Below are 25434 nucleotides of genomic sequence, written 5' to 3'. Positions count from 1 at the left end.
TCAGGCACGCATGGCTGCAGCGGCCTGAGCGTACCCACCGGACGCGCCGTCAACAAAATGCATGTGGTCGTCGCGCGTGGCCGAGGGCACAATGCATGTCATCATCGCTTCGTCTTGTGCGTGCAGCCCATACATGATTTTACCACGCGCCCGCGCCTCTTCGAGCATCTGTTCGATACGCTTCAGCGTGGACGGGTCGCAATCCAGCGTCATTTTCAAACCGTCGTCAAACTTGCGAAAGTCCGCATTGCTACTGACCATGTGCTTGTAGTGGTCCGGCTCGAACTGGCCCATGCGCTTTCCCGATTTAAACAAGATCGCAATAAGCAAATTCTGAAACAGCAAAACGATTTTTTGCAGCATAATATTTCGTCCGTTGCGCGACACATGGGCATCAATCTCTAAGCCTGGCGGCGGCCATTTCATGGGCGGGCCGCTCTCGGGCACAGGGTGACCCGCGCGCTCCAGTTGCTCCGACATGGACAGCACAGATTGGGCAAGATCGGCAAAGTCACGTTCTGTGGCCGACGCCGTGGGCTCCACAACCAGCGAGACGATCTGACCATGCCGTGCCGTACTGTTGGACCACCTGCAGGACAGGCCGGTCAAATCCGGCTGTACCCCCGGCTCGGCACGCTCAACCATATTGCGGCCTGCTTTCATCTCAGCCTCAGCCCAGGCCAAGCCGCCGCCTGAAAACATTGCATAATCCACACCGGTTGATGGCGCATAGCGGGTCACACGCAAGTCTCGACCGGCGGCTCGGATATCTGCCACCGATACCAATGCAGCGCGCAGCGGCATGGAAAACTCTTCCTCCGCCCAGCGCCGCAACGCGGCCAAAGCATCGCGTGCCGCGTCGACCTGACTGGGTGGCACGGCGAAACCAGCGCCGTCACCGCCAAAGACATAAGGAAACAGCTTACCGTCCATGGCGTTGATCATCGCTGAAATCACGGCGGCTCCGACCGTGTTAACCGTTTTGTACCGGCCCCGCGCGATTTCACCGGTTGAATCGACGATGTCTGCAACACCCAATACCCAATCGTCCGGGACAGCCGAAAACCGTGCCGGATCCGCAACCAAGGTAAAATCCCGCAAGAGGGGAAGGTTTTCATAAAACTCGGAATGGAGGTCTTTCATGGTCCCCCTCAAATCAATGTTGAGCATAAATTAGGTGGACGTTGGTCCAAGTCGCGTTTCTGAAACATACTACACACGCTTGTGCGTTGCATCATGGCATGCCAAGCCTTTGCCTAAAGTGCGCAAAAAGGGGCAAGTTATGCAGGCAGGTTTGGTGGTTTTATGCCTGGGCTATGTGCTCAGCCAATTTTTCCGCGCGTTTCTGGCTGTTCTCAGCCTCGATCTGGAACGGGACATCGGCGCAACGCCTGAAGATCTGGCATTTGCCTCGGGCCTTTGGTTTCTGATTTTTGCCGCGATGCAAATCCCGGTCGGCTGGGCGCTGGATCGGGTTGGCCCACGGCTGACCGCAGCGGTACTGCTGTTGATTGGTGGCGCAGGAGGTGCCGGAGTTTTTGCGGCTGCTTCATCGCCACTGCACATCAGCATTGCCATGGGGCTGATCGGTGTTGGGTGCTCTCCTGTTCTTATGGCCTCATATTTCATCTTCGCACGTGAATACCCTCCTGCTCGGTTTGCCACATTGGCTGCTGTGATGCTGGGTGTGGGGTCGGTCGGTAATCTTGTAGCATCATACCCGACGGCCCTTGCTGTAGAGTGGATGGGGTGGCGTGCCACAATGGTGGGTCTGGCCGGTATGTCCGCTGCTATTGCGGTTGGTATTTGGCTGACCGTACACGACCCAGAGAAGGCGGAAACGGATCACAAGGGGTCTTTGCTGCACCTGTTGAAAGAACCCACGCTTTGGCTGATCCTGCCGCTGATGTTGGTCGCATACGCACCCTCTGCCGCTTTGCGTGGCCTTTGGGCCGGGCCATATCTGAACGATGTCTTCGGTTTAAGCACAACGCAAATCGGCACCGCGACCCTGATCATGGGGGCCGCAATGATTGCTGGCACATTTGTCTATGGGCCGTTGGATCGCATATTTGGCACTCGAAAATGGGTAATTTTTGCAGGCAATGCGCTGGGGGCAGTGGCGCTGACCTTGCTGTGCCTGTGGATTGACAACGCAATCTGGCTGTCTGTGCTGCTGCTGGCCGTCATCGGCTTTGCCGGGGCCAGCTTTCCGGTCATCATGGCCCATGGTCGGGCTTTCGTTCCGCCGCATCTGGTCGGCCGCGGCGTGACCCTTTTGAACTTGTTCGGGATCGGCGGTGTGGGCGTCGCCCAGTTCGTCACCGGCCGGATTCATGCAGCCACCGTTCAGACAGGGTCAACTGCGCCTTACACAGCGATATTCGGGTTTTTTGCCATATCGCTTGCCATTGGTTGCGTGATCTATCTATTCAGCCGGGATAGTGTCGACTGAAGCAGCCATCAGGAGAGCCCGGTGAAAGACCCCGTCGTCATAGCCCCAAATCTGAAACGCAGGCTTTCGGGCGTGACCGCAACCATCGCAAGGCTGGTTCCGCTGCAGGCACACTCCATCAACATCGCCGCAACGGGTCCGGGCCTGCCTGCTGACATCCCGCATATCCCGCTGGGTCGCCTGCCCTTTCTGTCACGCCGTCCAACACGCGTTTGGCACGCCCGCCGCAACACCGAGATGCTTCTGGGTCTGATCCTGCGGAACGTGTTCCGCTTGAAACTCAAACTGCTGTTCACCAGCGCATCCCAACGCCCCCACACGGGATATACCAAATGGCTGATTGGCAAGATGGACGCGATTGTAGCGACATCGCAAAAAACCGCCGGGTATCTTGAACGCGACGCACAGGTTGTCATGCATGGCATCAACCTTGAGGACTTTACGCCCCCACAGGACAAGGCCGCCGTTCGCGCGAAACTGGGGCTGCCGGACGGGCTGCTGTTGGGATGCTACGGCCGCATCCGGCACCAAAAAGGTACAGATGCCTTTGTTGACGCGATGATCGATCTGTGTGGGCAGTTCGACGACGTGTCGGGCATCGTCATGGGCCGGGCCACCGAAAAGCACACCGCATTTCTGGCCGAGCTGAAAGACAAGGTCGCGAAGGCGGGACTCTCTGATCGCATCCTTTTCATGCCCGAGGTCACGGTTGATCAAATTGCCGAATGGTATCAGGTTCTGGACCTGTTCATCGCGCCGCAGCGGTGGGAGGGGTTCGGGCTCACCCCCCTAGAAGCCATGGCTTGCGGCGTGCCGGTTGTGGCAACGGATGTTGGCGCGTTTTCCGAGATCGTGACCGACCCCTCGCTGGGCCGGGTCGTAGCCCCCGACGACATTCCAGCGCTGGCCGATGCAGCGGCGGAGATGCTGGAAAACCGTGATTCCCTGTCGAAGGCCAGTCAGGCCGCCCGCGCCCATATCGAACAGAATTTCGATATTCACGGTGAAGCAGAGACGTTGGTTGCGCTCTACCAGCGACTTCTGAACGCCTGATGCGCTTCAATTCGACGTCAAACGTTCGATTCCACACCAAAAGCCCTTTTTTCTTCGCCGCAACGCAGCTATGAACGCGCGTCCTTAACTTTGGAGACATGAAATGGGCTATCGCGTCGTTGTCGCCGGCGCCACGGGTAACGTGGGCCGCGAAATGCTGAACATCCTGGCGGAACGCCAGTTCCCGGTCGATGAACTTGCCGCTCTGGCAAGCCGTCGTTCCTTGGGCACAGAGGTGAGCTTTGGCGACAAGACACTGACGACCCAGGACATCGACACGTTCGACTTCACCGGCTGGGACATGGCTTTGTTCGCCATCGGCTCGGACGCCACCAAAACCTATGCCCCCAAGGCCGCAGCTGCGGGCTGCGTGGTGATCGATAACTCGTCGCTTTATCGCTATGACCCGGACATTCCGCTGATCGTGCCGGAATGTAACCCCGAGGCGATCCACGACTATAAAAACAAGAACATCATTGCCAACCCCAACTGCTCGACCGCGCAGATGGTTGTCGCGCTGAAGCCGCTGCATGACCGCGCCAAAATCAAGCGCGTGGTTGTCTCGACCTATCAGTCGGTGTCGGGTGCCGGTAAGGACGGCATGGATGAGCTTTGGGATCAGACCAAAGCCATCTACAACCCAACCACCGAGGTTGAGCCGAAGAAGTTCCAGAAGCAAATCGCGTTCAACGTCATTCCCCAAATCGACGTCTTCATGGAAGACGGCTCGACCAAGGAAGAGTGGAAGATGGTGGTCGAGACCAAGAAGATCGTCGATCCCTCGATCAAGGTTACAGCCACCTGTGTCCGCGTTCCGGTTTTCGTCGGCCATTCCGAGGCCGTAAATATCGAGTTCGAAGAATTCCTGGACGAAGACGAAGCCCGCGACATCCTGCGCGAAGCACCAGGCATCATGGTGATCGACAAGCGCGAGGCTGGTGGCTACGTCTCGCCCATCGAATGCGCGGGCGACTTCGCCACATTCATTAGCCGTATCCGTCAGGATTCGACCGTGGAAAACGGCATCAACCTGTGGTGCGTCTCGGACAACCTGCGCAAGGGTGCCGCCCTGAACGCTGTCCAGATCGCCGAGCTGCTGGGTCGTGAGGTTCTGAAAAAGGGCTGACGGTTCAATCCTGCCAAAGACTAAAAAGAAACCCGCTGTTTGGTCAGCGGGTTTTTTGTTTCTGTAAGCCCAGATTGCAAACCGAAACTGGCTTTAGCTGCGCCTACGTTTTTTTGTGGCAAGCTATTTAGGCCACCAGGCGGACATTCACCGGACTTGCGGTTCATAGTGCGACGGATGGCAGCGATGCGGACCAAACGGCCGTTGACAGCAAAGCAGCGAATGACCGCATTGATGCCGCGCACCACTTTTTTGATGCGCGGCTTGCGATATCACTCGCTTCGAACAATGTCCGAGTAAGCGCCATTCAGGTTGAGCGTGATTGTAACTGGATCATCGTCCCTATTGCGCCAGAACCAGCCGTGATCACCGGCGAAGGGGGTTTCAAAACTGCCCTCGCCTTCCGTTTGACCACGCCCTTTCTCGTAGGTCACGTTTTGGTCGCCCGCATGTGCATGGAGATCGAAGTTGATCCGACCACCATCTGCCACCCACGCGTAGAAAAGTGTCGCCCCCTCTTCCATGGTTGCCTTGATCTCGGTGAACTCACCCGGTTCAAGCGTGAATGTGATTGTGTCCCGCCACGCTTCTTGAGCGTGCGCTGTTCCAACAAACAGACCAAAGATGTCGCCTAGCAGGCTGGACGACTGGTCAGGCCCATGAAGCTGTTGGTCTTGTTCGGCTTCATCCGCCAGTTCCTGCTTGATTTCACCCATCTCAGTCAGGCCAAGCACGCGGCCTGCACCCGTTGGATCGATCCCGTATTCCGCAGGCAGCACAACAGCGACCAGTATTGCCACGGCGCTGACAGCCGCGATGATGGTGGACCGAAGGAGTTGGGCTGAGCTTGGCAACTCTTCGAGGCTCGGTTTTTTTTGCATTAAACATCTGTGCTGTTCCTTATGCGGCCACGAAGTAGCCAGTGAGTTGGTACCCCATCAGCACAAAGCCGATGGTCATCATGACGACATTGACGGTGTAGGCTTGTTCGAAGAACTTGGCGCTCTTTCGCCAGTACCCCATGACGATGAGGATGGCTGCGAGTGCCAGCAGTTGACCGATCTCAACGCCAACATTGAACGCTAGAAGGTTGGGCAGAAGCCCGTCAGGTGCGATCTGATAGTCCAATATCTTCGTGGCCAAGCCAGTGCCGTGAAACAGGCCAAAGATGAAAGTCGCCGCCTTGGTATTAGGCTGGAAACCGAACCACCGCTGATAGGCCCCGAGGTTGTCGAGCGCCTTGTAGACTACCGACAGCCCGATGATGGCATCGACAATGTATGAACTGATGCCCCAGCCAAACCAGACGCCTGCAAGCATCGTGATGGAATGCCCCACGGCAAAGAGGCTCACGTAGACTGCAACGTCTTTCGACCGATGGAGGAAGAAGACGACGCCGAGGAGGAACAGGATATGGTCGTAGCCCGTCACCATGTGTTTGGCCCCGAGATACATGAAGGGGATGATGTGCACGCCCCAGATTTCTTGGATGTAGCCAGCATCGCCGGGCGTAACATCATGCGCCAATGCTGCGCTTGTCGATAGCAACAACATGGATAGGACGAAGAACGCGAGACGCTTAGAACTGCGCCTAACGCCTTCAATGAAGGTTCTCATGGATTAACTCCGCATAGTAGTTGGATTGATCAGTGGTGCGCGAGAGCCGCGCAGAGCCGATCAAGCGCGCGGAGGTCGGTCTATTCGGAACTGACGGGTGGGGCCGTTGGCGGAAGCCAGCCGTCGCCAGGCCTCGCCTAGGTGCAATTCAGGTGCGATGCCGGGGCCGCTGGTAAGAAACGCCTGATTGTGGTCATGATCCGCCACATCGTGGCTATGGCCGTGCATCGCCCAGAATAGGTCTTCTTCGAAGCCATGTGAATGGCCATGATCTTCAACCATTTCAAGATGGTCTTGGATCGTCTCAAATATCGCCGGTGCATGAGAGAATGATGGCGTTACGGACCAAACGACCAACGCTAGACAGAGGGCAGCCAAGCCAACTCTCTGAATGTGCTCGTAAGCCTGTTTCATCACATCTGTCTGCCCGGTGATCGCAGCCTTTATGCGGCCGCCATGATTTTGTTAACTTCTACCGTAGTGTGCGCCACGTGGTCAATTCCGGACAACAGACCATCGTATAGATTGGGCTGCCTTGGGCCTGCTACGGCACCCGAAGCGATAACTCCGCATAGCTGCCTTTCGTTCCTCTTGCAGCATCGGTCACGATCGGCTCCAAACGGACCTCGCCCCTCAATACAGTTCCACATCCAACCTCCCATTCCTCTCACTCAGCACATACTGACTCATCAACCATACTCGTCGGCTCTTCTAACGAAACGTTTTCAAAGACCGGCCCCGAACGCGGCAGGTTCCCCCAACCAGTTGACAAAAACAGGCGCGCTTGCCACCTAAATACAGAACCTTGACTGCGGCAGAAGTAACCCAACACCCCACAGGCAGTGTCCCGCGCAAGGTGGCTGAGGCAAGCATGCAGGTTTCGACCAAACGCAGAATTGGCAGAACTCTGACCGTCGGATGCGCGTGTATTCTGATGGCGCTTGTCGTTGTTGGCTTTACCGGACAGATTTTTGCGGTGGGGGACTCGGTTGCCCTGTTGCGTCCGCAGGCGGGGGTTTTACTTTTGCCTTGTGCGGTGTTGCTGCTCTACTTGCGCGCAAGATACATGGCTCTGACAACCTTGGCTGTTGCTGTGATGGCTCTCGGCTCCATTGCCGCCAGCTATGCTGCACCCTCTGCGGAATGCAATGGAACCTGCCTGACGCTGTACCAAAAGAATCTGATGAGCAGGGCTTGGCCTCGCTATCCTTTGGCGGACGATATCATCGCCTCCAACGCCCAGATCGTGACATTGCAGGAAGTATCCAGTCACAACCAAAAATACATGAACAACCTCTTCGAACACTATCCATCCAAGGCCGTATGCAGCTTTCGCCCCGAGCAGAGCGTTGCCATCCTGACGACACTGCCTATCGTCGAAAACTCAGAGTTTTGCCTTAAGGGCAGTGGATTGGTCGGCGTACAGGTCGAGGCACCCGATGAGACTGCGGTTTGGATCGTTTCGGTGCACCTGAAATGGCCGTTTCCATACGATCAGGCACAACAAAGCCAGGTTATCGCGGATCGCATCGCGGATCTGGACGGACCTGTCCTGATCGCGGGGGATTTCAATATGGTGCCTTGGGGGGCCAGCGTCCAAAGGATTGCGGCGGCGGCAGACAATCAAAGTTTCGGAACTGCGCTGAACACGCATAACCTCGGCAGTTGGAAGGTGCCGTTACCGATAGACAACCTGCTGTTTCCCAAAGGCACAACCGGAACTGTCGAACTGCGCCCGTTCATGGGATCGGATCATCTTGGGAAACTTGCCCGATTTCGCATTGAATAGTGTCTAAACACCGCTGTTCAGGGCAAGTTTAATGCGCGTGATCAACTGTTGTTTTCGACCAGCGTTTTCAAATTGGTCAAGCCGCGCTGGTAGTCGCCGCCCACCCAATTATCCATCATCAACCCCATCCATCTGGACATCGGATTAAGACCCAAATTAGATTCAAAGCCCCAGGTCACCAATGTCGCCCCTCCATCCGGTTCCAACAGGAAGAACGCCGAGGCTGTCCCCATCGGACCGAAATCCAGTTCCGTTAGGACCTGCTGATTCTCAGTACTTTCGACGATCACCTGCGAACCAGTACCAACCTGTGGATGGTCCGAGGCCCAGTTCAGAGTGTTTCCGACCCCACTGTCGGGTCCGGAATAGGTGAGTTGGGTGTCAGGATCACGGTGCAGCCAAGGAGACCATTGTTCCGTCTCTTGCATGGAATTCACGTAGGGAAAAATCGCCTCGGCTGGCGCATCGATGGTGATGCTGCGGGACACTTCGGCCTTGCCGGGCAACAGATACGACACCGCGATCAGCGCAACAACAAGCAGGCCCAATCCCGCCAGAATGCGTAAAAAAACTTTCATCTCAATCTCCGAAACTGGAAACGCATGCACATATCATACAGGATTGCGGCTCTGAATCAGAACCGTAATGCGTTTCGTTTCTTCGATGTCAGATTGGTGTCAGACCGAGACAAACTTCTTTTGATGGGGATCAAAGCATTCCAGACCACCCGCGCCGATATCAGTCCACAAACCATGCAGGCTCAGCGCGCCCTCTTCGACCGCCGAAGAGATAAACGGGAAGGTCATCAGGTTTTCCAAAGATGCCACAACCGCCTGGCGTTCGAATTGCCTGGCTTGATCGACCGGGTCTTCGATGTCCGCGACCAGCCCGTATTTTGGTTTTAGGATGTCCATCCAACGGCCAACAAAGCTTTCTTTGGCTTCCAGTTGCGGCGCTTCGCCCTTGCACATGTCGATGCATCCCTGAACGCCGCCACATTGCGAATGGCCCAACACGATCAGATGCGCGACCTTCAGCGCGGTAACGGCGTATTCAATTGCGGCACTGGTGCCGTGGTGATCACCATCAGGCGCGTAGGGTGGAACCAGATTGGCGATATTTCGGTGAATAAAGAAATCACCCTGGTCGGCCCCGAACATCGAGGTCACATGAACCCGGCTGTCACAGCAGGAAATCACCATCGCGCGGGGGCGTTGCCCTTCTTCTGCCAACCGCTTGTACCAAACCTGGTTCTCGGAATAAGTTGTGGCTTTCCACCCGTGATACCGCTTGACCAGATAGGTCGGCAAAGGCTTGGCAAAGTCCATTATGATGTCCCAGTTCTTCTCGCTTTAGGACGCTCTAAACCGAATTCAAGGAAAATTCGACCCATTATCCGATTTCCCCGCAAGGTTTTGCAAAGGAATTTACCTCCAATATCAGTTCCACGCCGTGGGGGCGTTAAAACTAGGGTGAATGTGGTGGATAAGATTACAACGCTTGAACACAAAGAATCCGTCCGGCTGGACCCGGATCAACTCAATGGGCTGTACCGCCAATTGGGGGACAAGAACGCGCTGGACGTGCTGTGCCGCACGGTTGAAGAACTGGCTGTACGCCTTTCAAACTGCGAACGGCACTGGCGGCATCGCGAATGGGCCGATCTTCGCAAATGTGCCAAATCGTTGGTCGCAATCTCTGAGCAAGTCGGGATGACGGCGCTGGCGCGTGTAGCCGCTGATGTGGCCCAAACCGTCGATGCCGGTGATGCGGTAGCAGCGGGTGCAACGTTGGCGCGGCTGATCCGCGTCGGTGAACGCTCTTTGACGGCCGTGTGGGATCAACAGGATCTTTCCGTCTGACAGGGGTTGCAGGCGGATCAGGCGCGGCTAGTCTGGGCTTAGAAATCAACTTCTGAGACACATATGACTCTGTCCTTTGCCGCATCCTCCGACACCTCGATACCGCTTCATGTAATCCCCCAACCGGACCTTGAAGCGTGGCTGCAAGAACAGACGCAGCACGTGCAATCCTGGGTCGCAGTAAACGGGTTTTCAGCGGCGCTGGGTCAGACATTGTTGGTTCCCGATGCAACTGGCACAGCAGAGATGGCGCTGGCCGGATACGGAACCGATGAAAAGCGCGCGCGCAAACGGTTCCCACTGGCCGCTGCTGCCCTGTCCCTGCCGGAAGGCGTCTATCATATCGCGTCTGGCCTCCCTTCGGATCGGTTAGAGATTGAGTGTTTTGGCTGGCTGATGTCTGGCTATGCCTTTGATCGCTATGCCTCACAATCCGGCGGATCAGCGGCTTTGGTCGCACCGGATGGGGTGGATGCGGCGCGCATCGAAGCAATGGCGCAGGCCGAGGCTTTTACGCGCGATCTGGTCAATACACCGGCGTCAGATATGGGACCCGAGCAGTTGCAACAGGCGGCAGAGGCATTGGCCGGAGAATTTGGCGCTGCGTGCAACGTTACCCTGGGTGACACGCTGTTAGATCAGAACTTCCCGATGATCCACACGGTCGGGCGGGCCGCGGAACAGGCCCCGCGATTGATCGAGCTGAACTGGGGCAGCAGCGGCCCCAAACTGACGCTTGTGGGCAAGGGCGTGTGTTTTGACACAGGGGGGTTGAACCTGAAACCGGGTGCTTCGATGGGCCTGATGAAAAAAGACATGGGTGGGGCCGCCAATGTGCTTGGATTGGCGCGCATGATTATGGCGCTGAATCTGCCGGTGCAGCTGCGCGTCCTGATCCCGGCTGTCGAGAACGCGGTTGCGGGCAACGCCTTCCGGCCCGGTGACATCCTGACCTCACGCAAGGGGCTGACGGTTGAGATCAACAACACCGACGCCGAAGGGCGTTTGGTTCTGGCCGATGCTCTGACGTTCGCGGATGAGGGTGAGCCCGATCTGGTGATCTCGATGGCCACGCTGACCGGCGCGGCGCGCGTCGCCGTTGGCCCCGACTTGGCCCCGTTTTACACGGATGATGAAACTTGCGTTTCGGCTCTGTCGCAATCCGCGAAGGCGTCGGCCGATCCGGTCTGGCGTATGCCGTTTCACGCACCTTACGAGGCGATGATCGAACCCGGCATCGCTGATCTGGACAATGCGCCCTCGGGCGGGTTTGCAGGTTCGATCACCGCTGCCTTGTTTCTGCGCAGGTTCGTAGGATCGCGCCGCTATGTCCATTTCGACATCTATGCGTGGCAGCCCAGCAAGGAACCCGGGCGCAGCAAGGGTGGTCTGGGTCAAGGGCCGCGCGCGATTCTGAACGCTTTGCCCGAGATGTTGGGCCTATGACTCGCCTGCGCATATCCAAGCCTGTGGTCGATCTTTTGCGCGACCCTGAAGGGCCCCGCGACAGGCAGGTGCTTTTCGGTGATACGGTTCAGGTCGCAGATGAAAAGGACGGCTGGATCAGGGTCATCGCGGACAAAGACGGGTACACTGGCTGGCTGCAAACAGATCAATTGACCCATGACATCCCCGCCACCCATTGGATTAAAGCCCCGGCGACTCATGCCTATGAAAGCGCAGACTTCAAAAGCCGCGATCTGGTATCGCTCAGCTTCGGAAGCAAGATCCATGTATTGGCGGAAACAGATCGCTATCTGGAAACCGAATTGGGCTTTGTTCCGAAGATACACACCGCACCAATCTCTGAGACCTCGCAGGACCCGGTCGCAGTGGCCGAGTTATTCCTTGGGACGCCCTATTTGTGGGGCGGAAACAGCCGGCTTGGTATCGATTGTTCCGGGCTTGTCCAAGCAGCGCTCTTGGCCTGCGGCGTGCCTTGCCCCGGCGACAGCGGCGATCAGGAAACTGCTTTGGGCACGACACTCGCTGACGGGTCAGCAGCGCAAAGGGGCGATTTGTTGTTCTGGAAAGGTCATGTGGCCTGGGTATCCGGAGACAATATGATTTTGCACGCCAACGCCAGCCATATGGCGGTAGTGTTTGAACCTATGGATCAGGCTATTGAGCGTATTCAGGCGCAGGGTGATGGTCCGGTCACGGCCCACAAAAGGCTCTAATCGGGCTTAACTGCGCGGATCAGCTTACGCTCCAACACCCGAAGAACCGCACGCAAATCGTGGCCGCGTTTTAGGATGCGGCCATCCATACCAACAACAGAATACATCCCCTGTCGGGACCTAAGCCGCGGATGTTTTTCGACACGATAGATCGGATGTTCAGCAGTGCGCCGAAAGATCGAGAACACTGCCATGTCGCGCAGGTTCGAGATACCGTAGTCCCGCCATTCTCCGGCGGCGACCATCCGGCCATAAACGGACAGGATTTGGGACATCTCATGCCGGTCAAAGGCGACGGGCATCTGCGCTGCACTTGCCGAGAACCGGCTGGGAGGCTGCATATTCATACTTCCAGCCTTGCCGGAAATCGCGTTTGAATCAAGCCTGATGCGTTACAACTTGGTAATTCAGGCAGAAGTGTTACCGCCGACCAACCTGACGGCAAATCAGGATCACCGGCAACAAACCAACGGCCAGAATGACCAGTGATGGCACTGCCGCGCCCTCCAACCGCTCATCCGAAGCCAACCTGTAGGCTTGCACCGCCAAGGTATCGAAGTTGAACGGCCGCATGATCAGCGTGGCGGGCAATTCTTTCATTACGTCCACGAATACGATCAAGAGCGCCGTCAACAGGGAAGGCGTCAGAATAGGCAAATGAACACGCCGCAAGGTCCCCAGCGGTGACTGACCCAGTGACCTCGCAGCAGCATCCATATTGGCGTGCACCGTGCTTTGACCCCCTTCATAGGCGCTGAGCGCGGCTGCCAGGAACCGCACCATATAGGCAGCGACAAGCAACCAGATCGAACCTGTGACCAGCAATCCGGTGGATACATCGAATGTCTTGCGCATCCAGGCATCCAGCGCATTGTCGAACCCGGCGAACGGTACGATCAGACCCACCGCAATCACGCCCCCCGGCACGGCATATCCCAACCGCGCCAGATAAGCCGTCGCAGAGGACGCCCGTCCGGGCCTGAGACGTTGGAAGAACCCGATGCTGATCGCCGCAAAGACAGTGATGACCGCTGCCGTTCCGGCCAGAGTCAGCGAGTTCTGGATAAACTCGATATAGCGCCGCGACAGTAGGTTTTGTTCCGATTCCAGCCCCATCTCGACCAGAATGATCACAGGCAGCAAGAACCCGAACAGAACCGGTATCGCACACAGCAGAAAGGCCCCAAAGGCGCGCAGGCCCGTCAGATCGGCTGCCGGTTGCGCCACATGTTGTTTTCCTGCCTGATAATACTTCGCCTTTCCGCGTTGGGTGCGTTCAGCCATAGCCATGACCAAGGCAAAGACCAGAAGGCACAGCGCCAATTGCGCCGCCGCCGCGCGGTCCGCCATGGAAAACCAACTGGTGTAGATACCGGTCGCAAAGGTCTGCACGCCGAAATACGAAACGGTGCCAAAATCCGCGATGGTCTCCATCACCGCCAACAGAACGCCGCCCGCAATCGCCGGCCGTGCCATTGGCAACGAAACGCGCCGAAACGCCAGCCACGGGTTGTTCCCCAACGCCCGGGCCGCCAAAAACGCCGTTGCGCTTTGCTGCAGAAACGCGGCACGCGCCAGCAAATAGACATAGGGGTACAGAACAAGGATCAGCATCACCGCTGCACCTTCGGTCGAGCGTATTTCCGGGAACCAATAGTCGCGCGGACCCCAGCCCGTTACGTCCCGCAATGTGCTTTGTACGATCCCCGGATGGTCCAGAATGAACGTGTAGGCATAAGCCAGAACATAGGCCGGGAAAGCCAATGGTAGAACCAGGGCAATCTCAAGAAACCTCACACCCGGAAATCGGGTCATCGTCACCAGCCAGGCCGCGCCGGTGCCGATGCAGAACGTACCTGTTGCGACAAGCACCACAAGGATCAGGGTGGTCACCGTATAACTCGGCAGAACGGTTTGCATCAGGTGCGAGATCGTATCGGTCCCACCCGTCACCGCTGCCAGCACCACCGCAACCATGGGCAGCAGGCAAGCCGCCGCCACAAGGTAAGCGATCCCAGCCAGCAGGCGGGTCCCGCGTACGCCACGATTGCGCGATCCGTTTTGTGAGTATTCGATCTGGGCCATCATCCCGGCTTGTGACTGGCAAAGGCGAAAGGTCCGCCTTTAATCGACCAAAAAACTCGGAAACACCAGTGCACCCGGCAACAAATCTGCGGCATTTAACGCCGCAGACGTGTTTTTTGCAGCTATTCGTAGACCCTTTGATCCTCGATGACCAAACCGTCTTTGGGAAGTGAGCCCGGGGCTACAACCTCGATCGCGCCTTTCAGCTTCAGCACTTCGGCCACCGACTTAGCATAGGCCGGGTTATCCCCGCCTGCGCTTTCGATTTGTACGGTCATCGTGTCCATCTCGCCTTGACGCATCGCGATGACGCGGGCTTTGACAATCTCGTCATGTTTGTCGACCAGTGCCGCTACCTGTTCCGGGCGCACGAACATACCTTTGATCTTGGTGGTCTGGTCCGCGCGGCCCATCCAGCCCTTGATCCTCGTGTTGGTGCGGCCACAAGGCGAAACCCCCGGCATCACCGCCGACAGATCCCCTGTCGCAAAGCGGATGAGCGGGTAATCAGGGTTCAAAGAGGTCACAACAACCTCACCCACTTCACCCGGGGCGACCGGTATACCAGTTCCGGGGGTGACAATCTCGACGATCACATGTTCGTCGATGATCATCCCTTCCATTGCTGCGCTTTCGTAGGCGATGTTACCAAGATCCGCCGTCGCATAACATTGCAGGCACGAAATTCCGCGATCCGCATATTCCTGACGCAATGACGGAAACAGCGCCCCGCCGCCAACAGCAGCTTTCGAGAAATTCAGCGAAACGCCCATCTCATCGGCTTTGTCCAGAATGACTTTCAGATAATCCGGCGTTCCTGCGTAGGCCGTACAACCGACATCCCGCGCGGCTGTAACCTGCAACTCGGTCTGACCAGTTCCAGCTGGCAGAACCGCCGCCCCGACTGCACGGGCTCCGTTTTCAAAGATCATGCCCGCCGGGGTCAGGTGATAGCCAAAGCAGTTCTGCACAATATCACCGGCGCCTACACCCGCAGCATTCAGGAACCGCCCCATGCGCCACCAGTCGTGATCCGTGCTGCCCGGTTCATAAATTGGGCCCGGCGACTGGAATACATGATGAAAATGCCGCGCGGGCTTCACCGTAAACCCACCGAAGGGCGGCCGTTCTGCCTGCGCGCGGGTCAGGTCCGACTTTCGCAACACCGGCAAAAGCGGCAAATCTTCGGTCGAAACCACTTTATTAGTGTCTGAATCCGTCAGATGCGCCGCGAACCCGGGCGCGGATGACACGCGCTTGATCTGTTCTACAAGTGCTACCGCCTGATCGGAGGCGCGTTGGTCTGCCGAACGGGTTTCGAGTGAATCGAAATAGGTCATCGCAATATCCTCCATCCGCTCACAGCCACCTCTTGCGACGGCGGTAAGACCGCACGTCACGGAAGCTTTTGCGGCCTTCATCTGACATGCCGAGGTAGAATTCTTTAACATCCGGGTTCTCGCGCAGCTCGGCAGCAGGGCCATCCATCACCACGCGTCCGGATTCCAAAATGTATCCGTAATGCGCAAACCGCAGAGCCACGTTGGTGTTCTGCTCAGCCAGCAGGAAAGACACACCCTCTTTCTCATTGAGGTCTTTCACAATGCCAAAAATCTCTTCGACCAGCTGCGGCGCAAGACCCATCGAGGGCTCGTCCAACAGGATCGTTTCGGGCCGCGACATCAAGGCCCGACCCATGGCAACCATTTGCTGTTCACCGCCCGAGGTATAGCCCGCTTGTGACTTGCGGCGTTCTTTTAGACGCGGGAAATAGTTGTAGACCAGTTCCAGATCCTGCTGGATCGCTGCAGACCCATCTTTGCGGGTATAGGCCCCCGTCAGCAGGTTTTCTTCAACAGTCAGATGTTCAAAACAGTGGCGACCTTCCATCACCTGGATGACGCCCTTTTCCACCAGATCAGCCGGGTCGCTTTCATGTACGCTTTGACCGCGATACTTGATCGAGCCTTTGGTGACCTCACCCCGTTCCGAATGCAGCAGGTTTGACACAGCCTTGAGGGTTGTCGTCTTGCCAGCGCCATTGCCTCCCAGCAATGCCGTGATACCGCCTTTGGGCACAGTCAGGCTGACGCCCTTCAGCACGAGGATTACGTGATTGTAGATCACCTCGATATTGTTGACTTCAAGCAGGGTTTCCGCCTGCACGTCAGTGGTATTTGCCGCATCCAGCATCAGCGCGTGTCCTCATGCCTGCCCAGCTTGGGGCGTCTGTAAGGAGCGGCAGCGAAACCGCCACTCCGAATGTTAGGGTGCCCCGGATAGGTTCCGGGACACTGGGTTGGTTTACTCGCAGCGCTGCGAGATGTTGTTTTCGGCCGCATAGGCTGCCGAGTCTTCCTCGATCAGCGCGTTGATGACCTCGACGTCAGTTGGCTTGAAATCCTGAACAGGGTTCCATGTTCCAGCGGCTGCATCCCACTGGACAACACCGACAAGACCCGGACCGCCGTGATTGTCACACGAGACCGCGAATTCAGGTCCAAACCCGGCCATGCCCAGCGCTTCCATCTTGGCGTTGGTGATTTCAAGCGCTTCCATGCCATCGCGCATCATCGACGCGTCGATATCTGCGGTGCCGTGCATCTCTTGCGCGGTTTTCACCGCTTCAGCGGCAAGCATCGCTGCATAAAGACCACGGTTGTATTGCACCGTGCCCAGCTGATCACCCGCACCTGCGGCCTTGCCAGAATCGACAACATATTTCTGCAGATCGTCATAAACTGGGTAATCGTCACCCAGCCCGGTGAAGGTCAGCGCCTTGTAACCGGTGGCCTTTTCACCTGCGGGTTGCACGTCGAATTCAGCGCCGGACCACCATACACCGATGAAGTTTTCCATCGGGAAGCGGATATTGGCAGCTTCCTGAACCGCAACCTGGTTCATGACACCCCAGCCCCACATGATGACAAAGTCAGGCTTTTCACGACGAATTTGCAGCCATTGCGACTTTTGTTCCTGACCAGGGTGGTCGACAGGAAGCAGTGTCAGGTCATAGCCATGCTTCTCGGCCAGTGTCTCGAGCGTGCGGATCGGCTCTTTGCCGTAAGCCGAGTTGTGATAGACCAGCGCGATCTTCTTGCCGCTCAGATCTCCGCCATTTGATTCCAGAAGATAGTTGATCGCGCCTGACGCGCCATTCCAGTAGTTGGCAGGATAGTTGAACACGTGGCTGAACACTTTACCGTTCGCCGCCGAGGTTCGGCCATATCCCATCGTGTGCAGCGGAATGCCGTCTGCGGTCACCTTGGGAATCAGCTGATAGGTAATGCCGGTCGACAACGGCTGATAAACCAGCGCGCCTTCGCCTTTGGTCGATTCATAGCATTCCACACCTTTTTCGGTGTTATACCCGGTTTCGCATTCCAGCACGCGGGCCGGAACACCACCGATGCCGCCATCGCGCTCGTTCAGCAGGGTGAAATAGTCGGCGTAGCCGTCAGCAAACGGGATACCGCCTGCAGCATAAGGGCCAGTCCGGTAGCTGAGCGACGGGAACACAAGGTCGGCCATGACCGGACCTGCGGCCATCACGGCGCCCAGCGCCAGGGTTGCCAGTTTCTTGTTCATCGGGTGTCTCCTCCCTTGATTGATCCGATGTTGTGTTTCAGGCTTTCCGCCTGTCTTTTCCTTGGGCCAGTCCCTTAGTGCGGGAATGGCCAGAGTCTGAGTTTCTCTTTCGCAACGCGCCACAATTGGGCCAGCCCGTGCGGTTCGAGGATCAGGAACATGATGATCAGTGCACCCACAATCACGAGGTTCAGGTGCGCCACGATATCTGTCGGCCAGCCAAGCAGGTCGACACCAAGCAGCTTTAGAACCACAGGCAGCAAAACCAGGAAGGCCGCCCCGGCGAATGACCCAAAGATCGAGCCTAACCCGCCAATAATCACCATGAAGAGCACCAGGAATGATTTCTGGATACCGAAGACCTCGCCCACTTCGACTGCACCCAGGTAAACCGCAAAGAACAGCGCGCCCGAGATGCCGACAAAGAACGAACTGACGGCAAATGCCGTGAGCTTGGCCTTGAGCGGGTTCACTCCAATGATTTCGGCTGCGATGTCCATGTCGCGGATCGCCATCCAGGTCCGACCTGTTGTTCCACGGGTCAGGTTACGCGCAATGATGGCGCAGACTGTCAGGAAGATCAGGCAGAACAGGTATGTGGCCCAGGCCGGCGCATTCGGACCGGTGATGATGATGCCGAACACGTCCCGCTCGGGCGCGTTGATCTGACCTGATGCGGAATAGTTGTAGAACCACGGCACCCTGTTGAAGAGCCACACCAGAAAGAACTGTGCCGCCAACGTGGCCACGGCCAGATAAAACCCTTTGATCCGCAGTGAGGGCAGGCCAAACAAGACGCCCACAAAGGCTGTGATGCCCCCGGCGAGGATCACGTGGATGAACATGCTGACATCGGGGAAAGCGGTCATCAGCTTGTAGCAGGCATAGGCCCCGACCGCCATGAAACCACCGGTGCCCAGGCTGACCTGTCCGCAATAGCCCACCAGAATGTTCAGCCCGATCGCGGCAATCGCATAGATCAGGAACGGCAGCAGCAGCGCGTTGGCCCAATAGTCGTTGATGATGAAGGGAATGATCCCAAAAGCCACGGCCAGGACGACGTAATACCGGTACCGGTCGAACTTGATCGGGAAGGTCTGGCTGTCATCAATGTACGAGGTTTTGAAATCCCCGGCTTCACGATAGAACATGTCTTACTTTCCCCATTCTTCCTGTGCCCGGTTCCGGGCTGCGGCGTCTAGTTGGTTGGATCCTTTGGCGTATCCGCTCGCCTCCGAGGCGCGCACCAGTTTCAAGTAGGCCAGGACCCCCATGATCAGGCCCGCAAAGGCTAGGATCGCGGCGATGGTCAGCTGGCCTTCGGTCAGATCATCCGAGGTCAGGGCGATATACCCGAAGGCCCAGAAACCTGCCCATGCGATCACGTTGATGATGGCGATCAGCTTGGTCATGCACTACACCCTCTCAATGATCTTCTCGCCGAACAGACCTTGCGGTCGAAACACCAGGAAGATCAGTGCAAGAACATAGGCAAACCAGTTCTCGGTCGCGCCGCCCAAGGCGGGGCCAAGCGCGAATTCAAAGAGTTTCTCGCCCACACCGATGATCAGCCCGCCCACAATGGCGCCGGGGATCGAGGTAAACCCACCCAGCATCAGCACCGGCAGCGCCTTGAGCGCGATCAAAGACAGCGAGAATTGCACACCAGATTTGGTGCCCCACATGATCCCCGCGACCAGCGCGACAAAGCCCGCGACCGACCAGACCATGATCCAGATAAAGTTCAGAGAAATGCCAACCGACAGCGCCGCCTGATGGTCATCCGCCACCGCGCGCATCGCACGGCCCTGTTTGGTGTATTGGCTGAACGCCACCAAGGCAGCCACCAGAAGCGCCGCGATGACCGTCGCCACGATGTCCAGATTGTCGATGAAGAAGCCGTAATCGAAGATGTTAAAGGTCGTCTCGTCGATCCACAGGTTGATCCCCTGAGGCAGCCCCACATCCAGCGTCTTGATTTCGGACCCCCACATCAGGTCGGCCACGCCCTCAAGGAAATAGGCCAGACCGATGGTCGCCATGAACAGGATGATCGGCTCTTGTCCGACCAGATGGCGCATTACAAAACGTTGTACCGCCCAGGCCAGCAGAACCATCACCGCCATTGTAAGGATAATCGCCACCAAAGCGGGTACGTTCCATCCAAAGTAGTGGATATGCGTTCCGAAAATCGCGTTGATCAGATGCGCAAACGGCACCTGACCCTTCATGATCCCAACCAGCGTCATCGCTGCGAACAGGGCCATAACCCCCTGCGCATAATTGAAAATCCCCGAAGCCTTGTAGATCAGCACAAAGCCCAGCGCGACCAGAGCATAGAGCACCCCGGCCATGAGACCGTTGAGGATGACCTCCATCGCAAATACGAGTTGTTCAGGCATCTGCGCCTCCCCAAATATCTGTCTGGATATCAATCATGGCTGACCCCCAGATAGGCGTCGATGACCTCTTGATTGTTGCGCACCTCATCAGGTGTGCCGTCCCCGATCTTCTTGCCGTAATCCATCACAACCACCCGGTCACTCAGGTCCATCACGACGCCCATGTCGTGTTCGATCAGAGCAATCGTTGTGCCAAACTCATCATTCACGTCGAGGATAAAGCGGCTCATGTCCTCTTTCTCTTCAACGTTCATGCCTGCCATGGGTTCATCCAGCAGCAGCAGCTTGGGTTCCGCCGCCAGCGCTCGCGCCAATTCAACGCGTTTTTTCAAACCATAGGGCAGGCGGGACACCGGCGTTTTGCGGATGTGCTGAATCTCAAGGAAATCGATAATCTTCTCGACCGCCTCACGGTTCTCCGTCTCTTCCGCCTCAGCCTTGCCCTTCCACCACGCCTGCTGAAACATGTTGGTTTTCATAAAGCTCAGCCGCCCGGTCATCACGTTGTCCAGAACGCTCATGCCTTCAAACAGAGCAATGTTCTGGAACGTCCGCGCGATGCCCTGCTGCGCCACCTCAAAAGGCCGCATTGGCGGGCGTTTTGAGCCGTGGAACCAGACCTCTCCCTCTTGCGGCACATAAAAGCCCGAGATCACGTTCAGCATCGAGGACTTACCCGCGCCGTTCGGGCCGATGATCGCCCGGATCTCACCCTCGCGAATGTCGAACGAGATATCCTTGATCGCCACCACACCGCCAAAGCGCAGGGTGATGTTCTTCATCTCCATCACCACACCGCCGATCTTGCGGCCGTCTTCGGTGACATATCCTTCGGAATTATCCAGCATCAGTTACTCCCTGACACGAAAACGAGACGACGGGCGACAGGTCGAGCGGCGCTCATTCCGCCGCAACCTTGTGTTGCGCGACCGGCACAACCGGCGCGTCTACGATCTCCAGCGTCGCGCTGATCGAGCCCTTGCGGCCATCCTCATAGGTCACTTCGGTGGTGGTCGAAACGCTCTTGGACCCGTCATATAGCGCGGCAATGATGTCGTGGAACTTGTCCTCGACAAAGCCGCGACGCACTTTGCGGGTCCGGGTCATCTCGCCATCATCAGCATCCAGTTCCTTGTGCAGAACCACAAAGCGATGCACCTGGCAGCCCGACAGCATTTCATCTGCCGCGACCGACTTGTTGACCTCTTCCACGTGGCTTCGAATCGTCTCTAACACGCGGGGATGACCTGCCAGTTCCTGATATGACGCGTAGGCCACGTTGTTACGTTCTGCCCAGTTTCCGACCGCCGTGAGATCGATATTGATGAAGGCCACGCAGCGATCCTTGCCGTTTCCGAACAGCACGACCTCAAGGATATCGGGATAGAACTTCAGCTTGTTCTCGACATACTTCGGCGCAAACATCGACCCATCGGCCATTTTGCCCACGTCCTTGGCCCGGTCGATGATCCGCAAGTGACCCGAGGTCTCTTCAATGAACCCCGCATCCCCGGTGGCCACCCACCCCTCGGCATCTTTGGTTGAGGCCGTCGAATCGGGATTGTTGTAATACTCAACAAACACACCGGGCGAGCGGTAGTGAATCTCACCCTTGTCGTCGATCTTCAGCTCCACATCCGGTGCGGGAACCCCAACTGTGTCGGCGCGCACTTCACCATCGGGCTGCACGGTGATGAAGACGGTTGCCTCGGTCTGACCGTAAAGCTGTTTCAGGTTGATGCCCAAAGAGCGGTAGAAATCAAAGATTTCCGGCCCAATCGCCTCACCCGCGGTATAGCCGACGCGAAAACGGCCATAGCCCAACGTATCCTTGAGCGGGCCGTAGACCAGCATATTGCCCAACGCGTATTTCAGCTTATCGCCAAAGCCCACCGGTTTGCCGTCCAGCAGCAATCCTCCGACCTTCTTGGCGTGCGCCATGAAGTGGTGGAACATGCGCTGCTTCAGCTTGCCCGCATCCTCCATCCGGATCATCACATTGGTCAGCTGCGTTTCGAACACGCGCGGCGGTGCGAAGAAATAGGTCGGCCCGATCTCGCGCAGGTCCGTCATCATCGTGTCGGCGCTTTCGGGGCAGTTCACGCAGAAACCGCACCAATAGGCCTGACCAATCGAGAAAATGAAATCTCCGACCCAGGCCATCGGCAGGTAAGAGAGAATGTCTTCGTTCCGCGTCAGATGATCAAACTCGGCTGAGTTCTTGGCGCTCTCGATAACATTACGGTTCGACAACACCACACCCTTGGGTTTGCCCGTGGTGCCCGAAGTATAAAGCATCACGCAGGTATCGTCGTAAGTGATCGCAGCGATGCGCTTGTCCAGTTCCGCATCAAATCGTGCATGACCGGCACTGCCCTCGGCCATGATGTCCTCAAGCGCGTTCATCTGGGAATGGTCATACTTCCGCATTCCACGCTTGTCGGTATAGAGGATGTGTTTGACCTGATGCAGGTTTTCCTGAATTTCGATGACCTTGTCGACCTGCTCTTGATCACCGCACACGACGTATTTCGCACCACAGTGTTCCAGCACATAGGCCATCTCTTCGGCGACCGAGTCCTGATACAGGGGCACCGGAACTGCGCCGACCATCTGCGCAGCCACCATCGACCAGTAATGCGCGGGACGGTTGCGGCCTATGACGGCGATATGGTCGCCTTTCTCAACACCCAATTCCAAAAACCCAAGCGCAATCGCGCGGATTTCCTTGGCGGCTTCCGCCCAGGTCCAGCATTGCCAGATCCCGAATTCCTTTTCCCGATAGGCCGGGGCATCCCCGAACTGGGTCACGTTGCGGTGTAACAGCGCCGGAAGGGAGCTTAACCCCTCAGCGCCCGACTGCATCTGAGCCAATCTTTTTCTCCTCCCCATCCGGCCCCTCCTCCGAGCCGGAAACGACAGATCGGGAACACGCCCCAGTTGTCGATGCCCCGATAAGGGACGCAGGAAAGATCAACGTCAAGTTTTGCCTGATGTTTTCTCAATTCTTACGAATTGTAACAGGGCTGGATGGACGGTGTTTCGAGCTGTACAAGCTGTGCAACCTGCCAGAATTCATTGGCGGTTGGCGGTTTTTGGCAGGAAAATCAGGTTTGATCTCTTGATCTGCAGGACGGATTTTCTCCTATCATGTGATCAGCAATGACCAAATTTGAAGGGATCGACTTGTGCATTTTTTCAAACTTTTCTCTGATCACAAAGGCGAAAGCCATTGGGAAGATGTGCCCGTGATTCTGAACGAACGCAGCTTTGCCCCACCGGCCCGAGAGATCGAGATTTCGGAACCAGAGCCCGCCCGACAAGTTCTATTTCTCAGGTTGAGGGCGGGGTGGAACGAGCCAATTCATCCTACACCTGTCAAACAAAGACTCATCTGCTTGAAAGGCGCGGTGAAAGTTACCGCAAGCGATGGTGAAGCTCGGGAAATCAGGCCAGGTGACGTGTGGCACATGGAAGACAAACACGGGAAAGGCCATCACACAGAGGTGATCAGCCGAGGCGATTTCGAAGCGGTGATTATACAATATGAATGATCCTGGCCCGCGCGATCGTTGCGATCAGGACAGATCATAAAAAAACTAAGTTAGGTCTAAGTCGGATACGCTTCTTAGGTACAAAAACGCTGCTCGAACCTACAACCAATCCCGCAATATCGGGATCAATGGCACATCCGCCGCAGGCATCGGGTAGTTCCGCAGATCATTCGCGCGCACCCATTTCAGCGCCTGACCTTCATTGGACTGCGGTATCCCCTCCCACTTGCGGCAGGCAAACAGAGGCATCAGAAGGTGGAAATCATCGTAGCTGTGGCTGGCAAAGGTCAGCGGCGCAAGGCACGAGGCCCAGGTGTCGATGCCCAGTTCCTCATGCAATTCGCGGATCAGCGCGGCTTCGGGGGTTTCGCCGGGTTCGATTTTTCCGCCGGGGAATTCCCACAGACCGGCCATGGATTTGCCCTCGGGACGTTGGGCCAGCAGGACGCGGCCCTCAATGTCGATCAGGGCAACGGCAGACACTAACACTGTCTTCATGAACGGTAATCCGCGTTGATCTCGATATATCCATGGGTCAGGTCGCAGGTCCAGACGGTGGATTTACCCTCGCCCAGCCCCAGATCGACCGCGATCACAAGGTCCTGACCCTTCATATATTCGGCCGCATCCTCCTCACGGTAGTCAGGGCTGACCCATCCTTTTTCCGCCACAAGAATGTCGCCGAACGAGATGCTCAGCAGGTCACGATCCGCCGCCGCGCCAGATTTGCCAATGGCCATGACGATACGACCCCAGTTGGGGTCCTCGCCCGCGATGGCGGTTTTGACCAGCGGAGAGTTGGCGATGGCCAGCCCGTGGGTTTTGGCGTCGGCGTCCGTAGCGGCTCCGGTCAAACGAATTTCTACGAATTTCGTTGCCCCTTCCCCGTCACGCACGACCTGTTGCGCGAGATCCAGCATCACGGTTTCCAAAGCCTCGGCAAAGGCGAAATTGCCAGTGGCGTCCACGCCAGATGCCCCGGTGGCGCACAGCAAAAGGCTGTCCGAGGTCGACGTATCGCTGTCTACGGTAATGCAGTTGAAGGTCCGGTCAGTCTGCGCGCTCAGCATGGACTGCAGCGCCGATTGCTCGACCTGTGCGTCGGTGAAGATATAGACCAGCATCGTCGCCATATCGGGCGCGATCATGCCGGATCCCTTCGCAATCCCCGCAATAGAGACTGTTTTTCCGCCAATCTCGACCTGCGCTGATGCGCCCTTAGGGAAGGTGTCGGTGGTCATGATGGCCCGTGCCGCATCCTCGATGGCATGGCGGCTCAGGCCGGATTTCAACGTCTCAAGCTGCGATACAATACGGTCATGCGGCAGCGGTTCGCCGATCACGCCGGTGGACGAGGTAAAGACACGTTCTACCGGAACGCCAGTGGCCTTGGACACGGCTTGTGTCACTTCGGCCACCGAGGTCTGGCCATAGTGACCTGTAAAGGCATTGGCATTGCCCGAGTTCACCAGGATCGCCGCAGGCCCTTCGCTGGACCCACCGATCTTGTCCTGACAATCCAGCACCGGCGCAGCCCGTGTGGCCGAGCGGGTAAAGACCCCGGCCGCCGAAGTGCCTGGGTCCAGAACCGCCAGCATGACGTCGGTACGGCCCTGATAACGCACGCCGGCCTCGACAGTTGCGAAACGCACACCGTCAATCGCGGGCAAATCGGGGAAAGACGCTGGGGCCAGCGGCGAAACCTTGGTGATCTTGGCCACGG

At 57.1% G+C, this 25434-nt stretch carries 26 protein-coding genes; 8 read left to right on the top strand and 18 right to left on the bottom strand.

Features of this window, described 5'->3' with window-relative positions:
• Positions 1–1143, bottom strand: coding sequence for a DUF3095 domain-containing protein (locus tag ACR3EH_RS11270; protein ID WP_171184545.1), 1143 nt, complete (start codon positions 1141–1143; stop codon positions 1–3).
• Positions 1144–1282: 139 nt separating this feature from the next.
• Here ACR3EH_RS11270 and ACR3EH_RS11265 point away from each other — a divergent pair, with 139 nt between their 5' ends.
• From ACR3EH_RS11265 to ACR3EH_RS11255, 3 genes are all read left to right on the top strand, one after another.
• Positions 1283–2455, top strand: a complete 1173-nt coding sequence (locus ACR3EH_RS11265) for an MFS transporter (protein ID WP_171184547.1) — start codon at positions 1283–1285, stop codon at positions 2453–2455.
• A 21-nt stretch (positions 2456–2476) separates the two neighbouring features.
• A complete protein-coding gene (locus tag ACR3EH_RS11260; RefSeq protein WP_171184549.1) occupies positions 2477–3508 on the top strand; it encodes a glycosyltransferase family 4 protein in 1032 nt (343 codons plus the stop codon).
• A gap of 103 nt (positions 3509–3611) precedes the next feature.
• Positions 3612–4634, top strand: a complete 1023-nt coding sequence (locus ACR3EH_RS11255) for an aspartate-semialdehyde dehydrogenase (protein ID WP_171184551.1) — start codon at positions 3612–3614, stop codon at positions 4632–4634.
• 272 nt (positions 4635–4906) lie between these two features.
• Here the strand turns inward: ACR3EH_RS11255 and ACR3EH_RS11250 are convergent, their stop codons facing one another.
• The 3 genes from ACR3EH_RS11250 to ACR3EH_RS11240 form a co-directional block, all read right to left on the bottom strand.
• Positions 4907–5515, bottom strand: a complete 609-nt coding sequence (locus ACR3EH_RS11250; RefSeq protein WP_171675800.1) for a transmembrane anchor protein — start codon at positions 5513–5515, stop codon at positions 4907–4909.
• A 19-nt stretch (positions 5516–5534) separates the two neighbouring features.
• Positions 5535–6188 carry a HupE/UreJ family protein gene (locus ACR3EH_RS11245; protein ID WP_253746717.1) on the bottom strand — a complete coding sequence of 218 codons (654 nt, stop codon included), beginning with the start codon at positions 6186–6188 and terminating at the stop codon, positions 5535–5537.
• 123 nt (positions 6189–6311) lie between these two features.
• Positions 6312–6665 (bottom strand): hypothetical protein, encoded by a 354-nt coding sequence (locus ACR3EH_RS11240; protein ID WP_171184558.1) that lies wholly within the window; start codon positions 6663–6665, stop codon positions 6312–6314.
• 457 nt (positions 6666–7122) lie between these two features.
• On the opposite strand from ACR3EH_RS11240, the gene ACR3EH_RS11235 reads away from it, so the two are divergent.
• A complete protein-coding gene (locus ACR3EH_RS11235) occupies positions 7123–8040 on the top strand; it encodes an endonuclease/exonuclease/phosphatase family protein (RefSeq protein ID WP_171184560.1) in 918 nt (305 codons plus the stop codon).
• A gap of 41 nt (positions 8041–8081) precedes the next feature.
• On the opposite strand, the gene ACR3EH_RS11230 is transcribed toward ACR3EH_RS11235, so the two are convergent.
• Together ACR3EH_RS11230 and ACR3EH_RS11225 are read right to left on the bottom strand one after the other, a co-directional pair.
• Entirely contained in the window at positions 8082–8618 is a 537-nt protein-coding gene (locus tag ACR3EH_RS11230; RefSeq protein ID WP_171184561.1) for an SRPBCC family protein, read from the bottom strand.
• A 99-nt stretch (positions 8619–8717) separates the two neighbouring features.
• Positions 8718–9368 (bottom strand): carbonic anhydrase, encoded by a 651-nt coding sequence (locus ACR3EH_RS11225; RefSeq protein ID WP_171092950.1) that lies wholly within the window; start codon positions 9366–9368, stop codon positions 8718–8720.
• 144 nt (positions 9369–9512) lie between these two features.
• Between ACR3EH_RS11225 and ACR3EH_RS11220 the strand changes: the two genes are divergently transcribed.
• The 3 genes from ACR3EH_RS11220 (at position 9513) to ACR3EH_RS11210 (ending at position 12082) form a co-directional block, all read left to right on the top strand.
• Complete coding sequence (locus ACR3EH_RS11220; protein WP_171184563.1) at positions 9513–9902, top strand: hypothetical protein; 390 nt, start codon at positions 9513–9515, stop codon at positions 9900–9902.
• Positions 9903–9965: 63 nt separating this feature from the next.
• On the top strand, positions 9966–11348 hold the full coding sequence (locus tag ACR3EH_RS11215) for a leucyl aminopeptidase family protein (protein WP_171184565.1): 1383 nt from the start codon (positions 9966–9968) through the stop codon (positions 11346–11348).
• A complete protein-coding gene (locus tag ACR3EH_RS11210; protein WP_171184567.1) occupies positions 11345–12082 on the top strand; it encodes a C40 family peptidase in 738 nt (245 codons plus the stop codon). Before ACR3EH_RS11215 ends, ACR3EH_RS11210 begins: the two co-directional genes overlap by 4 nt.
• Here the strand turns inward: ACR3EH_RS11210 and ACR3EH_RS11205 are convergent.
• The 10 genes from ACR3EH_RS11205 to ACR3EH_RS11160 all read right to left on the bottom strand — a co-directional run bounded on the left by ACR3EH_RS11205 (position 12079) and on the right by ACR3EH_RS11160 (position 23022).
• Positions 12079–12429, bottom strand: a complete 351-nt coding sequence (locus ACR3EH_RS11205) for a DUF2794 domain-containing protein (protein WP_171092942.1) — start codon at positions 12427–12429, stop codon at positions 12079–12081. The genes ACR3EH_RS11210 and ACR3EH_RS11205 overlap by 4 nt on opposite strands.
• Positions 12430–12502: 73 nt before the next feature.
• Complete coding sequence (locus ACR3EH_RS11200; protein WP_171184569.1) at positions 12503–14167, bottom strand: ABC transporter permease; 1665 nt, start codon at positions 14165–14167, stop codon at positions 12503–12505.
• A gap of 122 nt (positions 14168–14289) precedes the next feature.
• Positions 14290–15507, bottom strand: coding sequence for a phenylacetate--CoA ligase family protein (locus ACR3EH_RS11195; protein WP_171184571.1), 1218 nt, complete (start codon positions 15505–15507; stop codon positions 14290–14292).
• Positions 15508–15526: 19 nt separating this feature from the next.
• The gene (locus tag ACR3EH_RS11190; RefSeq protein ID WP_171092937.1) at positions 15527–16360 is read right to left on the bottom strand and encodes an ABC transporter ATP-binding protein; all 834 of its coding nucleotides are present in this window, start codon (positions 16358–16360) and stop codon (positions 15527–15529) included.
• A 111-nt stretch (positions 16361–16471) separates the two neighbouring features.
• Entirely contained in the window at positions 16472–17755 is a 1284-nt protein-coding gene (locus tag ACR3EH_RS11185; RefSeq protein ID WP_171092935.1) for an ABC transporter substrate-binding protein, read from the bottom strand.
• Positions 17756–17829: 74 nt separating this feature from the next.
• Entirely contained in the window at positions 17830–18906 is a 1077-nt protein-coding gene (locus ACR3EH_RS11180; protein WP_171178536.1) for a branched-chain amino acid ABC transporter permease, read from the bottom strand.
• A 3-nt stretch (positions 18907–18909) separates the two neighbouring features.
• A complete protein-coding gene (locus ACR3EH_RS11175) occupies positions 18910–19167 on the bottom strand; it encodes a hypothetical protein (protein ID WP_171178538.1) in 258 nt (85 codons plus the stop codon).
• A 3-nt stretch (positions 19168–19170) separates the two neighbouring features.
• Complete coding sequence (locus tag ACR3EH_RS11170; protein WP_171092928.1) at positions 19171–20157, bottom strand: branched-chain amino acid ABC transporter permease; 987 nt, start codon at positions 20155–20157, stop codon at positions 19171–19173.
• 29 nt (positions 20158–20186) lie between these two features.
• A complete protein-coding gene (locus ACR3EH_RS11165) occupies positions 20187–21005 on the bottom strand; it encodes an ABC transporter ATP-binding protein (protein ID WP_171184573.1) in 819 nt (272 codons plus the stop codon).
• A 52-nt stretch (positions 21006–21057) separates the two neighbouring features.
• Positions 21058–23022, bottom strand: a complete 1965-nt coding sequence (locus ACR3EH_RS11160) for an AMP-binding protein (RefSeq protein ID WP_171184797.1) — start codon at positions 23020–23022, stop codon at positions 21058–21060.
• A 323-nt stretch (positions 23023–23345) separates the two neighbouring features.
• On the opposite strand from ACR3EH_RS11160, the gene ACR3EH_RS11155 reads away from it, so the two are divergent.
• Positions 23346–23711 (top strand): cupin domain-containing protein, encoded by a 366-nt coding sequence (locus tag ACR3EH_RS11155; RefSeq protein ID WP_171092925.1) that lies wholly within the window; start codon positions 23346–23348, stop codon positions 23709–23711.
• Between the two features lie 99 nt (positions 23712–23810).
• On the opposite strand, the gene mutT is transcribed toward ACR3EH_RS11155, so the two are convergent.
• Positions 23811–24209 (bottom strand): 8-oxo-dGTP diphosphatase MutT, encoded by a 399-nt coding sequence (gene mutT / locus ACR3EH_RS11150; protein WP_171184575.1) that lies wholly within the window; start codon positions 24207–24209, stop codon positions 23811–23813.
• Positions 24206–25432 carry a bifunctional glutamate N-acetyltransferase/amino-acid acetyltransferase ArgJ gene (gene argJ, locus ACR3EH_RS11145; protein WP_171184577.1) on the bottom strand — a complete coding sequence of 409 codons (1227 nt, stop codon included), beginning with the start codon at positions 25430–25432 and terminating at the stop codon, positions 24206–24208. Before argJ ends, mutT begins: the two co-directional genes overlap by 4 nt.
• Between the last annotated feature and the right edge of the window lie 2 nt (positions 25433–25434).

The organism is Ruegeria sp. BG7 (assembly GCF_056535685.1).
This window is presented reverse-complemented; position numbering and strand designations above follow the sequence as displayed.